The following is a 16,441-nucleotide window of genomic DNA, read 5'->3' as shown; positions in this document are numbered from 1 at the left end:
AGGTACGACATCGGCGTTCCGGTGTTTGCCGGGAAGGAATTACGGCACACTGATGTTGTGAAAAACGTGAGCGAGGATCGGGCGAGCACGGAGACCGCAGGTACGCGGTCCGCCGGCGTGCCGTCCGCGCCCGGCCGCACCGAGCGCGACACCCGCGCCCGGGTGGCCCGGCTGATCCTCGAACACGGACCGGTCACGGCGTCCACGCTCGGGGAGCGCGTCGGCCTCACGCCCGCCGCGGTCCGCAGGCACCTGGACGCCCTGCTGGCCGAGGGCATGATCGAGGTCCGCAAGGCGCGGACGCCGCAGACCCGGCGCGGCCGGGGGCGTCCCGCCAAGTGGTTCGCCATCACCGACGCCGGGCGCAACGCGTTCGTGCACGCCTACGACGACCTCGCGACCAGCGCGCTGCGCTTCCTCGCCGAGACCGCCGGGGAGCGCGCGGTCGCCGAGTTCGCCCGGCGGCAGATCGCCGACCTGGAGCGCCGCTACCGGCCCGTCGTGCAGGACGCGCCGCTCCACCAGCGGGTCCGCACGCTGGCCGAGGCGCTGTCCGGCGACGGCTACGCGGCCGCCGCGGCCAAGGCGCCGCAACCGGGCGGCGGAGAGCAGCTCTGCCAGCACCACTGCCCGGTCGCGCACGTCGCCGCGGAGTTCCCGGAGCTGTGCGAGGCCGAGACCGAGGCGTTCAGCCGGCTGCTCGGGACGCCCGTGCAGCGGCTGGCCACGATCGCCCACGGCGACGGGATCTGCACCACCCACGTCAGCCCGCACTCGCTCTGCGGGCCCGGCGAGAGCGGCCGGAGCGGCGGCGACGCCGCCGCGAGCGAAGAACTGACCAGTGACGAGGAGTCCGGAGGGACCTCCCTATGACTACGGCAGCCCACCCCGAACTGGAGGGGCTCGACAGGTACAAGTTCGGCTGGGCCGACTCCGACGAGGCCGGGGCCTCGGCGCGGCGCGGCCTGAACGAGGACGTCGTCCGCGACATCTCGGGCAAGAAGGGCGAGCCCGAGTGGATGCTCGACCTGCGCCTCAAGGGGCTGCGGCTGTTCAGCAAGAAGCCCATGCCGACCTGGGGCTCCGACCTGTCGGACATCGACTTCGACAACATCAAGTACTTCGTCAAGTCGACCGAGCAGCAGGCGGCGTCCTGGGAGGAGCTCCCCGAGGACATCAAGAACACCTACGACAAGCTCGGCATCCCCGAGGCCGAGAAGCAGCGCCTGATCGCGGGCGTCGCCGCGCAGTACGAGTCGGAGGTCGTCTACCACAAGATCCGCGAGGACCTTGAGGAGAAGGGCGTCATCTTCGTCGACACCGACACCGGCCTGCGCGAGCACTCCGAGATCTTCCAGGAGTACTTCGGCTCGGTGATCCCGGTCGGCGACAACAAGTTCGCCGCGCTGAACACCGCCGTCTGGTCGGGCGGCTCGTTCATCTACGTCCCGCCGGGCGTGCACGTCGAGATCCCGCTCCAGGCCTACTTCCGGATCAACACCGAGAACATGGGCCAGTTCGAGCGGACGCTGATCATCGCCGACGAGGGGTCGTACGTCCACTACGTCGAGGGTTGTACCGCTCCGATCTACAAGTCGGACTCGCTGCACTCCGCCGTCGTGGAGATCGTCGTGAAGAAGGACGCCCGCGTCCGCTACACCACGATCCAGAACTGGTCGAACAACGTCTACAACCTGGTGACCAAGCGCGCCGTCGCCTACGAGGGCGCCACCATGGAGTGGGTCGACGGCAACATCGGCTCCAAGGTCACCATGAAGTACCCGGCCGTCTACCTGCTCGGCGAGCACGCCAAGGGCGAGACGCTGTCCATCGCGTTCGCGGGCGAGGACCAGCACCAGGACGCGGGCGCCAAGATGGTGCACGCCGCGCCGAACACCTCGTCCAGCATCATCTCCAAGTCGGTCGCGCGCGGCGGCGGGCGGACGTCCTACCGGGGCCTCGTGCAGATCCAGGAGGGCGCCGAGCACAGCAAGTCCACCGTGAAGTGCGACGCGCTGCTCGTCGACCAGATCAGCCGGTCCGACACCTATCCGTACGTCGACGTCCGCGAGGACGACGTCGAGATGGGCCACGAGGCGACCGTCTCCAAGGTGTCGGAGCAGCAGCTGTTCTACCTGATGAGCCGCGGCCTCACCGAGGACGAGGCGATGGCGATGATCGTGCGCGGGTTCGTCGAGCCCATCGCGCGCGAGCTGCCGATGGAGTACGCCCTGGAGCTGAACCGGCTCATCGAGCTTCAGATGGAAGGAGCCGTCGGCTGATGGGGCTGGAGCAGAAGCCTCTGTCGACGCTGCACGACAAGGCGTCGTACGAGGTCGCCGACTTCGACGTGCCGACGGGCCGCGAGGAGGAGTGGCGGTTCACCCCGCTGCGCCGCCTGCGCGGCCTGCACAACGGCACCGCCGAGGAGGGCGGCAAGGTCCTGGTCGAGGCGGAGGCGGCGCCGGAGGTCACGGTCGAGACCGTCGGCCGCGACGACGCCCGCCTCGGCAAGGCGTACGTCCCCGTCGACCGGGTCAGCGCGCAGGCGTGGAACTCGTTCACCGAGGCCGTGGTCGTGACCGTCCCGAAGGAGACCGTCGCGTCCGCGCCGACCGTGCTGCGGCTGCACGGCGAGGACGCCTCGGCCGCCGCCTACCGGCACACGACGGTGATCGTCGAGCCGTTCGCGGAGGCGACCGTCGTGCTCGCGCACCGCGGCGTCGCGACCTACGCCGACAACGTCGAGTTCGTCGTCGGCGACGGCGCCCGGCTGTCGGTGATCAGCCTCCAGGACTGGGCCGACGGCAGCGTGCACGTCTCCCACCAGCACGCCCGCCTCGGCCGCGACGCCCGGTTCGTCTCGCACAACGTGTCGCTCGGCGGCGACGTCGTGCGGATCTCGCCGTCGGTGTCCTACGACGGACCCGGCGGCGACGCCGAGCTGTACGGGGTGTACTTCGTGGACGGCGGCCAGCACCTGGAGCACCGGCTGCTCGTCGACCACGCCGTCCCGAACTGCCGCAGCCGCGTCGACTACCGCGGCGCGCTCCAAGACCAGGACGCGCACGCCGTGTGGATCGGCGACGTCATCATCCGCGCCGAGGCCGAGGGCACCGACACCTACGAGCTGAACCGCAACCTCGTCCTCACCGACGGGACGCGGGTCGACTCCGTCCCGAACCTGGAGATCCTCACCGGCGAGGTCGCGGGCGCGGGGCACGCCTCGGCGTCCGGACGGCTCGACGACGAGCACCTGTTCTACCTCCAGGCGCGCGGCATCACCTTCGACGACGCGCGCCGCATGGTCGTCCGCGGGTTCCTCGGCCAGCTCGTCGAGCGGATCGAGGTCCCCGACGTCCGCGAGAAGGTCCGCGAGGCGATCGAGGCGGAGCTGGACCAGGGGGCGTCCCGATGACCGGAGCGAAGCGAGGATCATCGGGCGCCGGCCTCGGGGGTCTGGGGGTCGCCCCCCAGAAGGGCAGGTCGAAGTGACGTTCGTGAAGGTGTGCGCGCTCGGCGACGTCCCGGCGGACGGGGCGATCGCCGTCGAGGTCGACGACACGCCCATCGCGATCGCGCGGAGCGGCGAGGACGTGTTCGCCGTCAACGACATCTGCTCGCACGCCGAGGTCTCGCTCTCGGAGGGCGAGGTGTACGACGGCACGATCGAGTGCTGGCTGCACGGGTCCTGCTTCGACCTGCGCAGCGGCAAGCCCACCAACCCGCCGGCCACGCAGCCGGTCGCCACCTACAAGGTCAAGGTCGAGGACGGCGACGTCTACGTCTCGCTCGCCGCCGACGACTAGGGCCCCACGATAAGGACAACGACGCACTATGGCCACGCTTGAGATCCGCGACCTCCACGTCTCCGTCGGCGACGGCTCCGACGGGTCGAAGGAGATCCTCCGCGGGGTCGACCTGACCGTGCAGGCCGGCGAGACCCACGCGATCATGGGGCCGAACGGCTCCGGCAAGTCCACCCTCGCGTACGCGGTCGCCGGGCACCCGAAGTACGAGGTGACGTCCGGCACGGTGACGCTCGACGGCGAGGACGTCCTCGCCATGTCGGTCGACGAGCGCGCCCGCGCCGGGCTGTTCCTCGCGATGCAGTACCCGGTCGAGGTGCCGGGGGTGTCGGTCTCGAACTTCCTGCGCTCGGCGGTGACCGCCGTCCGCGGCGAGGCGCCGAAGCTCCGCGAGTTCTCCAAGGAGATGAAGCAGGCGATGGACGACCTGTCCATCGACCCGGCGTTCGCGCAGCGCAGCCTGAACGAGGGCTTCTCCGGCGGCGAGAAGAAGCGGCACGAGATCCTGCAGCTGGAGATGCTGAAGCCGAAGGTCGCCGTCCTGGACGAGACCGACTCCGGCCTCGACGTCGACGCGCTCAAGGTCGTCTCCGAGGGGGTGAACCGGTTCGCGTCCGGCGACACCGGCGTGCTGCTGATCACCCACTACACCCGCATCCTCCGCTACGTGAAGCCCGACTTCGTGCACGTGTTCGCGGGCGGCCGGGTCGTCGCCGAGGGCGGGCCCGAGCTGGCCGACGAGCTCGAGGAAGAGGGCTACGAGAAGTACCTGAAGGCGGGCGCGTCGCTATGAGCCTGAGCGAGGCGAACCGGGCGGCGTGGGAGGCCGCGTCGCCGGAAGGCGCCGGGAACCTCCTGCCGGAGGAGCTGAAGAAGGACTTCCCGCTCCTGCAGCGCACGGTGCGCGGCGGGCACCCGCTGGTGTACCTCGACTCGGGCGCGACGTCGCAGAAGCCCCTCCGGGTGCTGGACGCCGAGCGCGACTTCTACGAGCGGCACAACGCGGCACCGCACCGCGGCGCGCACCTGCTCGCCGAGGAGGCGACGGAGGCGTACGAGAACGCGCGCGCGTCCATCGCCCGGTTCATCGGCGCGACGCCCGCCGAGATCGTGTTCACGAAGAACGCCACCGAGGGCATCAACCTCATCGCGTACGCGATGAGCAACGCGGCGACCGCGGGCCCTGAGGCGGAGCGGTTCAGGGTCGGCCCCGGCGACGAGGTCGTGGTGTCGGAGATGGAGCACCACGCGAACCTCGTCCCGTGGCAGGAGCTGTGCCGCCGGACGGGCGCGACCCTGCGCTGGTTCGGCATCACCGACGACGGGCGGCTCGACCTCGAGCACCTCGACGAGCTGGTCAACGAGCGGACGAAGATCGTCGCGCTGACGCACCAGTCGAACGTGCTCGGCACCGTCCCGCCGATCGAGCTGATCGCCGCCCGCGCGCACGCGGTCGGCGCGCTGGTCCTGCTGGACGCGGCGCAGTCCGTCCCGCACCAGCCGGTGGACGTCACCCGGCTGAACGTCGACTTCCTCGCCTTCTCCGGGCACAAGATGCTCGGCCCGACCGGCATCGGCGTCCTGTGGGGGCGGAGCGAGCTGCTGGAGGCCATGCCGCCGTTCATCACCGGCGGCTCCATGATCGAGGTCGTCCGGATGGAGGGCACCACGTTCATGCCGCCGCCGCAGCGGTTCGAGGCGGGCGTGCCGATGACCGCGCAGGCCATCGGCCTCGGCGTGGCGTGCGAGTACCTCGCCGAGATCGGCATGGACCGGGTGCACGCCCACGAGGAGGCCCTCATCGGCTACTCGCTGGAGCGGCTCACCGAGATCCCCGGCGTCCGGATCGTCGGGCCCGGCACCACCGAGGCGCGCGGCGGCGCCGTGGCGTTCACCGTCGACGGCATCCACCCGCACGACGTCGGGCAGGTGCTGGACGACCTCGGCGTCGAGGTCCGCGTCGGCCACCACTGCGCGTGGCCGATCTGCCGCCGTTTCGGCATCCCGGCCACCACCCGCGCGACGTTCTACATCTACAACACCCTCGGCGACATCGACGCGCTCGCCGACGGGGTACGGCAGGCGCAGCGGTTCTTCGGGACGGTCTGACCCGGGTCCGACCCGCCCGGAACACGCCCACCGCCCGCCCTGTTGCAGTGAGAAAGGCTTGGAAAGGACGACATGCAACTGGAGGCGATGTACCAGGAGGTCATCCTGGACCATTACCGCAACCCCCACCACAAGGGGTTGCGGGAGCCGTTCGAGGGCGAGGCGCACCACGTCAACCCGACGTGCGGCGACGAGGTGACGCTGCGCGTCCACCTGGACGGCGAGGGCCAGGCCGCCACGGTCGCCGACGTGTCCTACGACGCGATGGGCTGCTCCATCAGCCAGGCCAGCGCCTCGGTGATGTCCGACCTGATCATCGGGAAGTCCGTCAAGGAGGCGATGGCGGTCGGCGACGAGTTCCTGACCCTGATGCAGTCGCGCGGCCAGGACGTGCACCCCGACGAGGACCTCCTTGAGGACGCCATCGCCTTCGCCGGGGTCTCCAAGTACCCCGCCCGGATCAAATGCGCCCTGCTCGCCTGGATGGCGTGGAAGGACGCGACCGCCCGCGCACTCGGAGAGACAAGGTAGGGCACCATGACCGAACCGACCGGCACGGCCGTCCCCGACGAGGAGATCCTCGAAGCCCTCAAGGACGTCGTCGACCCCGAGCTCGGCATCAACGTCGTCGACCTCGGCCTGGTGTACGGCGTGAACATCGCCGATGAGGTCGCCGTCCTGGACATGACGCTCACCAGCGCCGCCTGCCCGCTCACCGACGTGATCGAGGACCAGGCGCACAGCGCCCTGGAGGGCCTGGTCAAGGACGTCAAGATCAACTGGGTCTGGCTGCCGCCATGGGGCCCCGACAAGATCACCGACGAGGGCCGCGACCAGCTCCGCGCCCTCGGCTTCAACGTCTGACCCGCCCAACCCGTAAGGCCGCGCCCCGCTCGCCGGGGTCGCGGCCTCACGTGTCTTCGCGGTGCCGGTCGTCAGTCCTGGCGCGCGGGGTCGGCGGGCTTCCGGGCGTTCTTGGGTTTCGCGGGCCAGAGGGTGTGGGTGATGGGCCACAGGGACCAGATCGCCAGGACGAGGCCGAGGCGGGCCGTCCAGCCGAGGAGGGCCTCGGTGCGGTCGGCGTCGCCGACCCAGGCGATCATGGCCAGGAGCAGGGCGCAGCCGATCGCGGTGGCGAGCACGGCCTTGCCGAACTCGCGCCACTCGTAGCGGGTCCGGGCGGCGCCGTACCCGGGCTTGCCGCGCGGGGGCGGGCCGCCCGCGAAGCGGTGCGCGAACCGCTCGTCCGCCCAGCGGACCATGCCGTGCCCGAACGCGACCGAGTAGCCGAGGTAGGCGGCGGCGAGGCCGTGCGCGAACCCGGCGGTCGCCCCGCCGCGCAGGTCTGCCGCCGTCGCGACCAGCAGCACCAGGTCGACCAGCGGCACGCAGAGCAGCAGCGCCGCGCCGGTCCGCCGCAGCCGCAGCGGATAGCGGGCGGCGAGCCCGGCCGCGAGGACGACCCAGAAGCCGATCTCGCAACCGGCGATGACCGCGATGAGCACGTGGACCCCTTTCCGTCGGTTCCATGGTCCGGGGTAGGAGGGCGGGAATCGTCGTCCGCTGTGCGGGTTCCGAGGGTCGTCCGAAGGATGTACGGGGCATCCTCACCCGGACGGACGAGCCACGGCGCCGGAGATGCTGAGATGGGACGGTGCACCGCATCCGACGCCTGACCACCCGCCAGGACGCGCTGATCGTCGTGGCGGCGCTGGCCGGCGGGCTGACGATGCTCGCCGCGCACGGCTACTCCACCTGGTCGGAGGACTGGGACCCCTCGCTCTGGGTGCGGCTCGTCCCGCTGCTCGGGCTGTGCTCGGCCATGCTGCTGCGCCGCGCGGCGCCCCTCACCGCCCTCGCGCTGGCGACGCCGTTCAACTTCGCCGACGTGGCGTTCGGGCCGAGCATCGCCACCGCGATGATCTACGGCGACGCGCTGTACGCGGCGAGCCTGTACGGGCGGCGCCGGACGGCCGAATGGCTGCTCGGCGCGACCGTCCTCGCCGCGCTCGGGGTCGCCGTGGGCGCCGCGGTCGGGCTGCGCGGCGTCGCGCCCGGGGTGGTCGGCGGCGCGGTCGCCGGGCTGGTGTGGGTCGCGCCGGTGCTGACCGCGATGGCCGTCCGGGAGCACCGGTTCCGGGCGGAGGCGGAGCGGGCGCGCGCCGAGCAGGTCGCGCGGCTCGCCGAGCTGGACCGGCGCGCCGCCGTGACCGCCGAGCGCGCCCGGATGGCCCGGGAGCTGCACGACGTGATCGCCAACCACCTGAGCGCGGTGGCGCTGCACTCCTCGGCCGTCCTGAAGGTCCGCGACCTGGACCGGGACGGCGTCGACCGCGCGATGGAGGTCATCCGGGAGAACAGCGTGCAGGGGCTCGCGGAGATGCGCCGGATGATCGGGCTGCTGCGGGAGGGCGACGGCGACGACCCGGCCGCCCGGCCGCGGCTGGCGGAGCTCGACCGGCTCGTCCGGCACACCGCGCGGTCCGACCTGTCGGCGAACCTGGAGGTCAGCGGGGAGCCGCCGGAGCTGCCCGCGGCGGTGGAGCTGGCGGCCTACCGGATCGTCCAGGAGGCGCTGACGAACGCCCTGAAGCACGCCGGTCCCGGCCGCGCCGACGTGCGGGTCGCCTACGCGCGGCGGCGCGTGGTGATCGACGTGCTGAGCCCGCTCGGCCTGGACGGCTCCCGGCTGCCGGGCACCGGCAGCGGCCTGGTCGGGATGCGCGAGCGCGCCGTGATGCTCGACGGCGAGTTCGACGCGGGCCCGGCCGGCGAACGCTGGCGCGTCCACGCCGAACTCCCCCTCGACCAGGTGAACGTGAACCATGTGAATGGTGGGCGGACGTCATGACCGGAGCGGAGCGAGGATCATGGCGACCGCCGTCCGGGGGCCTGGGGATCGCCCCCCAGAAGGGCGGGACGTCGTGATCGATGTGCTGGTGGCGGATGATCAGGCGGCGGTCCGGGCGGGGCTGGTGCTGATCCTCGGGGCGGCGGCGGGCGTCCGGGTGGTCGGCGAGGCGGCCGACGGGCGGCGGGCCGTGGAACTGGCCAGGGAACTGCGCCCGCACGTGGTGCTGATGGACGTCCGCATGCCCCGCCTCGACGGCATCGCCGCGACCCGCGAGATCGCCGGGTTCACCGACGTGCTGGTGCTCACGACGTTCGACATGGACGAGTACGTGTTCGGCGCGCTGCGGGCGGGCGCGTCCGGGTTCCTGCTCAAGGACGTCGACGCCGACCGGCTGGTGGAGGCGGTGCGGACGGTCGCCGCGGGCGAGGGGATCATCGCGCCCCGGGTGACCCGGCGGCTCATCGAGGCGTTCTCCGCCGCTCCCGCGCCGTCCGCGCCGCCGGCCCTGGACGAGCTGACCCCGCGCGAGCGGGAGGTGTTCGCCTGCCTCGGCGAGGGCCTGTCCAACGGGCAGATCGCCGCCCGCCTGGACATGGCCGAGACGACCACCAAGACCCACGTCAGCCGGATCCTGCAGAAGCTGGGGCTGGCCAGCCGCGTCCAGGCGGCCATCCGCGCGCAGGAGACGGCCGCCTCCGGACTTTCCGGGCCGGACCCCCATAAGGGATCACCCGGGACGAGCTGACCCCGTAGGAACGATCTCAGCCCGACAGGCTGCGGATCAGGTCGGCGACGCGGACGATGCCGAAGCACCGGCCGAGCTCGTCCACCACGACGAGGTCGTCGTAGACGCGGTCGTCCTCCCGCCCGGCGGCCCGCAGCGCCGCGACGGCGGGCACGGTGCGCGGCACCAGGCGGGGCGGGTCGGAGAGCCGCGCGGCTGGGCGCCGGGCGTGCAGCGCGTGCCCGTACGCGCCCGACAGCCGCAGCAGGAACCGCGTCCGGTCGACGGTGCAGCGGGGCCGCTGCCGCTCGTCCACGAGCACGATGCTGGTGATGCCGGTCTCGGTGTTCAGCGCGGTGAGCACCTCCCCGGCGGTCGCCGTGTGCGGCATCGTCACCGCGGGCAGCGTGAACTCCGAGACGCGCGGGCCGAGCCCGAGGTCGTGCCGGGCGGGCTCGCCGGGCGCCGCGACCGGGATGTGGATCGGCATCCCGGGCCGCCACTCCGGCGGGGCGAGCGCGGGGCCCTGGACGAGCCGCACCCCCGCGTCCCGCATCCGCAGCACCTGCTCGCGGGTCGTCATCCGCGGCGCGAGGACGTGCGTCTCCAGCCGGTGCGCCAGCTGGACGAGGCTGTCCACGAGCGATGCCCGGCGCGGCTCCGACATCGCCCTGCGGGCCAGGTCGGGATCGAGTTTCAGCAGGTAGCAGGCACCGTCGACGAGCAGGTCGAGCGGCGCGTGCGCGGCGCCGAGGCCCGCGAAGCCGACCAGGTAGCCGGCCCTGCGCAGCCCGCCGAGCGCGGCGGTCAGCGGAGGGCGCACCGCGGGCGGGAAGCCCCCGGACACGCAGAGGATGATCTCCTGGGGGCGGCGGCCGGTCTCGGCCAGCCCGCGGTGCAGGCCGGCGAGGACGTTCTCGCCCTGGCAGAGGGTCTCGGCCCGGAGGCCGATCTGGATCGGCAGCGGGCTGCCGAGGTCGGCGCCGGCGCGGGCGGCCTCGACCGCGCGCCGCACGTCCTCAGAGGCCGGATCCGCCCGCATCGGGACGCGGGTCGGGCCGACCGGCGCGGCATGCGCCTCCACGGCGACGACGGTGCCGGTGCCGAGATCGACCACCGGATGGAACACCGCGCGCGCCGGAAGGAGGGCGTCAATCGCTTCGACGGCGGACACAACGGCATCATGTCGCCCGTCAACCCCCGAAACTAGATACGTCAGGAGAAGTTAACGCATAATTCGCGCTGCTCACAGGCCCCGCCCGCCGACGAACGCGGAGAGCAGGTAGGTGGCTCCGGCGAGTGCCGCCAGCCACGCGTACGCGGTGATGTCGGCGCCGCGCAGCGCCTGCACGGTCAGCCCGCCGACCACGGCGACGGTCAGCACGTCGCCGGTCATCGCCGCCGCGCGCAGGTGCGCGCGGGCCCGGGTGCCCGAGCCGAACCCCTCGCTCAGCGGCAGCGCGGGCTCGTTGCGCCGGTACGCCAGGTAGCCCGCGTACCCGGCCAGGGCGACGAGGGCGACGAGGGCCGTCCCGGACCGCCCGTCGGCGGCGAGCACGGCCCCCACCACGACCCCGGCGCCGAGGACGACGCTCGGCACGGCCCACCTGCTGAGGCTGCGGCGTTCGGGAGCGATCCACATGGTCCTCATCCTTCCCGATCGGCGGAGCGGCGGACCGTCAACGCGCCGGGCTGTATCTTCTCGCTTCGTGGCGCGATTTCGATTGAACGGCTCGAAGATGCTCGCCGTCGACCTGGCGGGCGAGACGGTCCGGGCGCTGAACGGCTCCATGGTCGCCTACGAGGGCCAGATGGCGTTCAAGCGGCAGGGCATGACGGGCGGCGAGGGCCTGCGGGGCGCCCTCAAGCGGAGGATCGCGGGCGAGGGCATGACCCTCATGGAGGTCACCGGCCACGGGACGGTGTACCTGGCGAGCGAGGCGACGGAGGTCACGCTCGTCCAGCTCACCGGCGACACCCTCTTCGTGGAGTCGGAGAGCCTGCTGGCACTGGACGGCAACCTCCAGACCGGCGTCCAGTTCGTCGGCCTGCGGGGGATGGGCACCGGGCAGGGCCTCGCCACCACCAAGGTGGAGGGCCACGGGACGGTCGCGATCCTCTCCGACGGCCCGGCGATCGCCCTTGAGGTGACGCCGCAGACGCCGCTGTGCGTCGACCCGCACGCCTACGTCTGCCATCACGGGCAGCTCCAGCAGGACGTGGTCACCGACGTCAACTGGCGGACGGTGATCGGCCAGGGATCAGGGGAGAGCGTGCAGTTCCGGTACCAGGGGCACGGGCTGGTGTACGTCCAGCCCGCTGAGCGAGGCGGGATTCTGGAGATCTGATGCCCGGATATCAGGCGATCAACTCGAAGATGCTCCAGGTGCCGATCGGTCCGGGGCAGGAGGTCTACAGCAAGCGCGGCGCGATGCTCGCCTACACCGGGCCGGTGTCGTTCGCGCCGACCACGACGGCCGGGCAGGGCGTCGGCGGCGCGCTCGGACGCGCCGTCGCGGGCGAGCACAGCGCGATGATGCACGTCACCGGGCAGGGCAGCGTGATGTTCGGGCACGACGGGCTGTACGTCACCGTCATCGACCTGAACGGCTCCGACACCCTCTACGTGGAGGCCGACCGGCTGCTCGTCCACGACACGTCCCTCCAGGTCGGGACGATGTTCATGGGCGAGCAGGGCGGCGTCCGGGGGATCGTGCGCGGCGCGGTCACCGGGCAGGGCCTGTTCACCTCGACGCTCGCCGGATACGGCTCGTGCGCGGTGCTGTCGCACGGCGGCGTGCTGGAGCTGCCGATCGGCCCGCAGCGCCCGGTGCACGTCGACCCGCAGGCGTACGTGGCCCACCGCGGCCAGGTGCAGAACAAGCTCACCACGGCGGTGGGGCTGCGCGACCTGATCGGACGCGGCTCCGGCGAGGCGTTCCAGCTGGAGCTGAGCGGGTCCGGGGTCGTCTACGTCCAGGCCAGCGAGAGGAAGATCTGACCGTGAGCACGTTCGGCACGCAGACCTGGAACCCCGGGACGCTCCCCGTCAACGACAACGTCAACCCCTACGCCTTCAGCGTCGACCTCAACGGGCAGTGGTTCGCGCAGAAGGGGAAGATGATCGCCTACTACGGGCAGATCAGGTTCGAGCAGCTCTCCGCCGGGCCGCTCGACTCGCTCGTCGCGCACACGTTCAACTCCCCGCTGTACGCGCAGGACTGGATCGTCGCGCAGGGGCAGGGGAAGCTCCTCCTCGCCGACCGCGGGTTCGACGTCAACTCCTACGACCTGGACGAGGGCAACCTCACCGTCCGGGCCGGGAACCTGCTCGCCTTCGAGCCGGGCCTGGAGCTGAAGCAGTCGATCATCCCCGGGTTCCTGACGCTGATCGGGACGGGACGCTTCGTCGCCGCGTCCAACGGCCCCGTCCACTTCGTGGAGCCGCCGATCCGGGTCGACCCGCAGGCGCTGCTCGGCTGGGCCGACTGCCCGTCGCCCTGCCACCACTACGACCACTCCTACATGCGCGGCGCGTTCGGCGCCGCGCGGATGGTCTTCGGGATCGGCGGGTCGTCCGGCGAGGAGCACCAGTTCGACTTCACGGGCCAGGGGACGGTGATGCTGCAGTCGTCCGAGACCGTGATGAACGAGGACGTCCTGCTGCGCGACCTCGAAGGGCAGATCGGGCTGGTCGGCGCCAACGGCCTCCAGCGCCTCCACCGGACGATCTCGCAGCGGCTGTCGTCCGAGCGCCAGAGCTGACGCGGCGTCCCGGGGCCGCCCGCCGGGAGGCCCCGGACCGTGCGATCACGACTCCGGCTCGGGCGCGGGCTTCATCACGCGGAACGGCACGCCGAACGGGTCGCGGACGGACGCCGACCGCCCGTACGGGCTGTCCTGCGGCTCGGCGTCGACCGAGCCGCCGCCCGCGCGGACCTCCCGGACCGCCTGGTCGGCGTCCTCCACCGAGAAGTACGTCAGCCAGGTCGGGACGGCCTCGCCGCCTCCGCCCAGCACCGTCTCGGCCCCGCCGAGGATGCCGCCGACGTACCGGCCGTCCGGCCGCTTCAGGGCGGTGTAGTCCATTCCGGGAACGGGCTCGAACTCGTAGCCGAACAGCGTCCCGTAGAACTCGCGGGCGGGCCCGGCGTCCGGCGTCGCCAGCTCGTTCCACACGAACGAGCCCGGATCGTTCACGATCGCCGACCCGACGTGCGCCTCGCCCTGCCACAGGCCGAACTGGGCGCCCTGCGGGTCCTTGAGCACCGCCATGCGGCCCTGGCCCATGACGTCCATCACAGGGACGACCACCTCCGCGCCCGCGGAGGCGGCCCGCTCGGCCGAGCCGTCGCAGTCGTCCGTGGCGAAGTAGACGTTCCACCAGTAGGTGTCGGGCTGGTCGTCGGGGTTCTGCATCATCCCGGCGACGGGCAGGCCGCGCACCTTGCACATGTTGTAGTGGCCCGCCTCGGGTCCCGCGTCCTCGAACTGCCAGCCGAAGAGCGCCCCGTAGAACGCGCGGGCCCGGTCGATGTCGGGGACCCCGATGTCCAGCCAGTTGGGGGTGCCCTCGGGTGCGTTGCTCGTGACCTGGGTCATCTGGACTCACTCCTTCACGCTGGGACCCACCGGTCCCGGTGTCCTCCCGTCGCACGCCCGCCCCTCCCATCCTGGCCCCTCCCGGCGGGTTCACACATCGCCCCGGTTCCTTCGGTATGGCCGGGACCGGCCCACGGTCACGTACACTTGACGGATGGTTCCGCTCCCGAACTGACAGGCCGCCCAGCGCGCCCGCGTCTCCAGGACCGCGTGGCGCGCTTTCTCGTGCCTGTCCACCGAGCCGTCCGTCAGGGGAGCCCTGTCACTGTGATCATCGCGAAAGACATCGAGCTGCGCGCCGGGTCCCGGCTGCTGATCGAGGCCGCCACGTTCCGGGTGAACCCGGGCGACCGGGTGGGCCTCGTCGGCCGCAACGGCGCGGGCAAGACCACCCTCACCCGGGTGCTGGCGGGGGAGGGGCTGCCCGCGCAGGGGGCGGCGACCTCGTCCGGCACCATCGGCTACCTCCCGCAGGACCCGCGCGACGTCGACCTCGACGAGCTGGCCCGCGACCGCATCCTGTCCGCCCGCGGCCTGGACGAGGTCATCCGCGACCTGCGCGCCGCCGAGGACGCCATGGCGACGGCGGGCGGCGCCGAGCGCGACAAGGCCGTCCGCCGGTACGGGCGTCTGGAGGAGCGGCTGCACGTGCTCGGCGGCTACGCCGCGGAGGCGGAGGCGTCCTCGATCGCGTCCAGCCTGGGCCTGCCCGACCGGGTGATGACCCAGCCGCTCGGGACGCTGTCCGGCGGCCAGCGCCGCCGGGTCGAGCTCGCCCGGATCCTGTTCTCCGGCGCCGACACCCTCCTGCTGGACGAGCCGACCAACCACCTCGACGCCGACTCGATCGTCTGGCTCCGCGACTTCCTGAAGACGCACCAGGGCGGCCTCGTGGTGATCAGCCACGACGTCGAGCTGCTGGACGCGGTCGTCAACCGGGTCTTCCACCTGGACGCCAACCGCTGCGTGATCGACGTCTACAACGTCGGCTGGAAGAAGTACCTCGACCAGCGCGAGACCGACGAGCGGCGGCGCAAGCGCGAGTCGGCGAACGCGCAGCGGCAGGCGTCCGCGCTGCTGTCGCAGGCCGACAAGATGCGCGCCAAGGCCACGAAGGCGAAGGCGGCCCAGCAGATGGACCGCCGCGCCCGGCAGCTCCTGGCGTCCGCGGAGGGGGAGCGGCGGGCCGACAAGGTCGCCAAGATCCGCTTCCCGGAACCGGCTCCGTGCGGCCGGACCCCCCTCACCGCGGAGGGTTTGTCGAAATCGTACGGATCTTTGGAGATATTCACCGACGTCGACCTGGCCGTCGACCGGGGCAGCCGCGTCGTGATCCTGGGCCTGAACGGCGCGGGCAAGACGACGCTGCTGCGCCTGCTGGCGGGCGTCGACAAGCCCGACACCGGGGCGGTCGTGGCCGGTCACGGCCTCCGCGTCGGCTACTACGCGCAGGAGCACGAGACCCTGGACGTCGACCGGTCCGTCCTGGAGAACATGCAGTCGGCCGCGCCGGGTCTCGCGCCCGTCGAGGTGCGCAAGATCCTCGGCTCGTTCCTGTTCTCCGGCGACGACGTCGACAAGCCCGCGGGCGTCCTGTCCGGCGGCGAGAAGACCCGGCTGGCACTGGCGATGCTCGTGGTGTCCAGCGCGAACGTCCTGCTGCTGGACGAGCCCACGAACAACCTCGATCCGGCTAGCCGCGCGGAGATCCTCGGGGCCCTCCGGACCTTCACCGGGGCCATCGTCCTCGTCACGCACGACGAGGGCGCCGTCGAGGCGCTCGCCCCGGAAAGAGTGATTTTGCTGCCCGATGGTGTGGAAGACATCTGGAGTGACGAGTTTGCCGATCTGGTGGCGCTCGCGTGACCTGCGGAACGACTTCCGCAGATCTTTTCTGGCCGAGTGGGTAGCCGAACAGCCGGGAATGACTGATCATGGCGGGGGATAACGCAGCGGTCACCACATCACTACGGGAGGTACTCGTGGCCGAGACCCTGAAGAAGGGCACCCGCGTGACCGGTGCCGAGCGCGACAAGCTGGCGTCGGACCTCAAGAAGAGGTACGACTCCGGCGAGAGCATCCGCGCCCTGGCAGCCGCCACCGGCCGCTCGTACGGTTTCATCCACCGGATTCTGACCGAGTCCGGCGTCAACCTGCGCGGTCGCGGTGGCGCGACCCGGGGCAAGAAGTCCTGACCGGACACCGGCCCCCGGATGAGCGCACCGCCTGAGCCGTTGCCGCGGCCGACCGAGTAGGGTTCGGTCGCGGCGGCGGACAGGTGTGACGGGTCCCGTCCCGTGGACGGCGGGACGGGCCCGGCACCGCTCATTCGAGAGGACGGAC

Annotated in this window: 19 protein-coding genes; 15 read left to right on the top strand and 4 right to left on the bottom strand. The window is 71.9% G+C overall.

The genetic code is table 11. From position 1 onward, the window contains the following. The first annotated feature begins 57 nt into the window (after window positions 1-57). From FXF65_RS09675 to FXF65_RS09640, 8 genes are all read left to right on the top strand, one after another. A complete protein-coding gene (locus tag FXF65_RS09675; protein WP_378231375.1) occupies window positions 58-873 on the top strand; it encodes a helix-turn-helix transcriptional regulator in 816 nt (271 codons plus the stop codon). Then, on the top strand, window positions 870-2,282 hold the full coding sequence (gene sufB / locus FXF65_RS09670; RefSeq protein WP_148349352.1) for a Fe-S cluster assembly protein SufB: 1,413 nt from the start codon (window positions 870-872) through the stop codon (window positions 2,280-2,282). Before FXF65_RS09675 ends, sufB begins: the two co-directional genes overlap by 4 nt. Further along, the gene (gene sufD / locus FXF65_RS09665) at window positions 2,282-3,418 is read left to right on the top strand and encodes a Fe-S cluster assembly protein SufD (RefSeq protein WP_148349351.1); all 1,137 of its coding nucleotides are present in this window, start codon (window positions 2,282-2,284) and stop codon (window positions 3,416-3,418) included. The genes sufB and sufD overlap by 1 nt, the downstream gene beginning before the upstream one ends. A gap of 73 nt (window positions 3,419-3,491) precedes the next feature. Beyond that, window positions 3,492-3,809, top strand: a complete 318-nt coding sequence (locus FXF65_RS09660; protein WP_148349350.1) for a non-heme iron oxygenase ferredoxin subunit — start codon at window positions 3,492-3,494, stop codon at window positions 3,807-3,809. 28 nt (window positions 3,810-3,837) lie between these two features. Continuing rightward, window positions 3,838-4,602: a Fe-S cluster assembly ATPase SufC gene (sufC, locus tag FXF65_RS09655; protein ID WP_148349349.1), complete on the top strand. Its 765-nt coding sequence runs from the start codon at window positions 3,838-3,840 to the stop codon at window positions 4,600-4,602. Continuing rightward, window positions 4,599-5,918, top strand: a complete 1,320-nt coding sequence (locus FXF65_RS09650; RefSeq protein ID WP_148349348.1) for a cysteine desulfurase — start codon at window positions 4,599-4,601, stop codon at window positions 5,916-5,918. The genes sufC and FXF65_RS09650 overlap by 4 nt, the downstream gene beginning before the upstream one ends. 72 nt (window positions 5,919-5,990) lie before the next feature. Then, complete coding sequence (gene sufU, locus FXF65_RS09645) at window positions 5,991-6,449, top strand: Fe-S cluster assembly sulfur transfer protein SufU (RefSeq protein WP_148349347.1); 459 nt, start codon at window positions 5,991-5,993, stop codon at window positions 6,447-6,449. A gap of 6 nt (window positions 6,450-6,455) precedes the next feature. Beyond that, window positions 6,456-6,782, top strand: a complete 327-nt coding sequence (locus FXF65_RS09640; protein WP_148349346.1) for a metal-sulfur cluster assembly factor — start codon at window positions 6,456-6,458, stop codon at window positions 6,780-6,782. Window positions 6,783-6,853: 71 nt separating this feature from the next. Here FXF65_RS09640 and FXF65_RS09635 read toward each other — a convergent pair whose 3' ends face one another. After that, window positions 6,854-7,423: a hypothetical protein gene (locus tag FXF65_RS09635; protein ID WP_148349345.1), complete on the bottom strand. Its 570-nt coding sequence runs from the start codon at window positions 7,421-7,423 to the stop codon at window positions 6,854-6,856. 149 nt (window positions 7,424-7,572) lie between these two features. Here FXF65_RS09635 and FXF65_RS09630 point away from each other — a divergent pair, with 149 nt between their 5' ends. After that, complete coding sequence (locus FXF65_RS09630; RefSeq protein ID WP_246198454.1) at window positions 7,573-8,769, top strand: sensor histidine kinase; 1,197 nt, start codon at window positions 7,573-7,575, stop codon at window positions 8,767-8,769. A gap of 73 nt (window positions 8,770-8,842) precedes the next feature. Continuing rightward, on the top strand, window positions 8,843-9,517 hold the full coding sequence (locus FXF65_RS09625; RefSeq protein ID WP_222868452.1) for a response regulator: 675 nt from the start codon (window positions 8,843-8,845) through the stop codon (window positions 9,515-9,517). A 16-nt stretch (window positions 9,518-9,533) separates the two neighbouring features. Here the strand turns inward: FXF65_RS09625 and FXF65_RS09620 are convergent, their stop codons facing one another. Continuing rightward, entirely contained in the window at window positions 9,534-10,670 is a 1,137-nt protein-coding gene (locus FXF65_RS09620; RefSeq protein ID WP_246198453.1) for an EAL domain-containing protein, read from the bottom strand. A gap of 72 nt (window positions 10,671-10,742) precedes the next feature. After that, window positions 10,743-11,138 carry an ABC transporter permease gene (locus tag FXF65_RS09615; protein WP_148349343.1) on the bottom strand — a complete coding sequence of 132 codons (396 nt, stop codon included), beginning with the start codon at window positions 11,136-11,138 and terminating at the stop codon, window positions 10,743-10,745. A 67-nt stretch (window positions 11,139-11,205) separates the two neighbouring features. Between FXF65_RS09615 and FXF65_RS09610 the strand changes: the two genes are divergently transcribed. From FXF65_RS09610 to FXF65_RS09600, 3 genes are read left to right on the top strand one after another with little or no spacing between them, the layout of a single operon-like run. Beyond that, window positions 11,206-11,844, top strand: coding sequence for an AIM24 family protein (locus FXF65_RS09610; protein WP_246198452.1), 639 nt, complete (start codon window positions 11,206-11,208; stop codon window positions 11,842-11,844). After that, a complete protein-coding gene (locus tag FXF65_RS09605) occupies window positions 11,844-12,497 on the top strand; it encodes an AIM24 family protein (protein ID WP_148349341.1) in 654 nt (217 codons plus the stop codon). Before FXF65_RS09610 ends, FXF65_RS09605 begins: the two co-directional genes overlap by 1 nt. Window positions 12,498-12,499: 2 nt before the next feature. Then, the gene (locus tag FXF65_RS09600) at window positions 12,500-13,261 is read left to right on the top strand and encodes an AIM24 family protein (RefSeq protein WP_148349340.1); all 762 of its coding nucleotides are present in this window, start codon (window positions 12,500-12,502) and stop codon (window positions 13,259-13,261) included. Between the two features lie 45 nt (window positions 13,262-13,306). Here the strand turns inward: FXF65_RS09600 and FXF65_RS09595 are convergent, their stop codons facing one another. After that, the gene (locus FXF65_RS09595; RefSeq protein WP_148349339.1) at window positions 13,307-14,098 is read right to left on the bottom strand and encodes a VOC family protein; all 792 of its coding nucleotides are present in this window, start codon (window positions 14,096-14,098) and stop codon (window positions 13,307-13,309) included. 267 nt (window positions 14,099-14,365) lie between these two features. Between FXF65_RS09595 and FXF65_RS09590 the strand changes: the two genes are divergently transcribed. Then, window positions 14,366-15,964 carry an ABC-F family ATP-binding cassette domain-containing protein gene (locus FXF65_RS09590; RefSeq protein ID WP_148349338.1) on the top strand — a complete coding sequence of 533 codons (1,599 nt, stop codon included), beginning with the start codon at window positions 14,366-14,368 and terminating at the stop codon, window positions 15,962-15,964. A gap of 116 nt (window positions 15,965-16,080) precedes the next feature. Then, on the top strand, window positions 16,081-16,293 hold the full coding sequence (locus FXF65_RS09585; protein ID WP_067886945.1) for a helix-turn-helix domain-containing protein: 213 nt from the start codon (window positions 16,081-16,083) through the stop codon (window positions 16,291-16,293). The last annotated feature ends 148 nt before the right edge of the window (window positions 16,294-16,441 follow it).

The organism is Actinomadura syzygii, assembly GCF_008085905.1.
Classification (GTDB): domain Bacteria; phylum Actinomycetota; class Actinomycetes; order Streptosporangiales; family Streptosporangiaceae; genus Spirillospora; species Spirillospora syzygii.
This window is presented reverse-complemented; position numbering and strand designations above follow the sequence as displayed.

What these genes read in the sequence shown, in the direction of transcription:
- sufB (WP_148349352.1), top strand. Translation starts at nt 870, where the DNA reads ATGACTACGGCAGCCCACCCCGAACTGGAGGGGCTCGACAGGTACAAG.
- sufD (WP_148349351.1), top strand. Translation starts at nt 2,282, where the DNA reads ATGGGGCTGGAGCAGAAGCCTCTGTCGACGCTGCACGACAAGGCGTCG.
- sufC (WP_148349349.1), top strand. Translation starts at nt 3,838, where the DNA reads ATGGCCACGCTTGAGATCCGCGACCTCCACGTCTCCGTCGGCGACGGC.
- FXF65_RS09650 (WP_148349348.1), top strand. Translation starts at nt 4,599, where the DNA reads ATGAGCCTGAGCGAGGCGAACCGGGCGGCGTGGGAGGCCGCGTCGCCG.
- sufU (WP_148349347.1), top strand. Translation starts at nt 5,991, where the DNA reads ATGCAACTGGAGGCGATGTACCAGGAGGTCATCCTGGACCATTACCGC.
- FXF65_RS09640 (WP_148349346.1), top strand. Translation starts at nt 6,456, where the DNA reads ATGACCGAACCGACCGGCACGGCCGTCCCCGACGAGGAGATCCTCGAA.
- FXF65_RS09615 (WP_148349343.1), bottom strand. Translation starts at nt 11,138, where the DNA reads ATGTGGATCGCTCCCGAACGCCGCAGCCTCAGCAGGTGGGCCGTGCCG.
- FXF65_RS09605 (WP_148349341.1), top strand. Translation starts at nt 11,844, where the DNA reads ATGCCCGGATATCAGGCGATCAACTCGAAGATGCTCCAGGTGCCGATC.
- FXF65_RS09595 (WP_148349339.1), bottom strand. Translation starts at nt 14,098, where the DNA reads ATGACCCAGGTCACGAGCAACGCACCCGAGGGCACCCCCAACTGGCTG.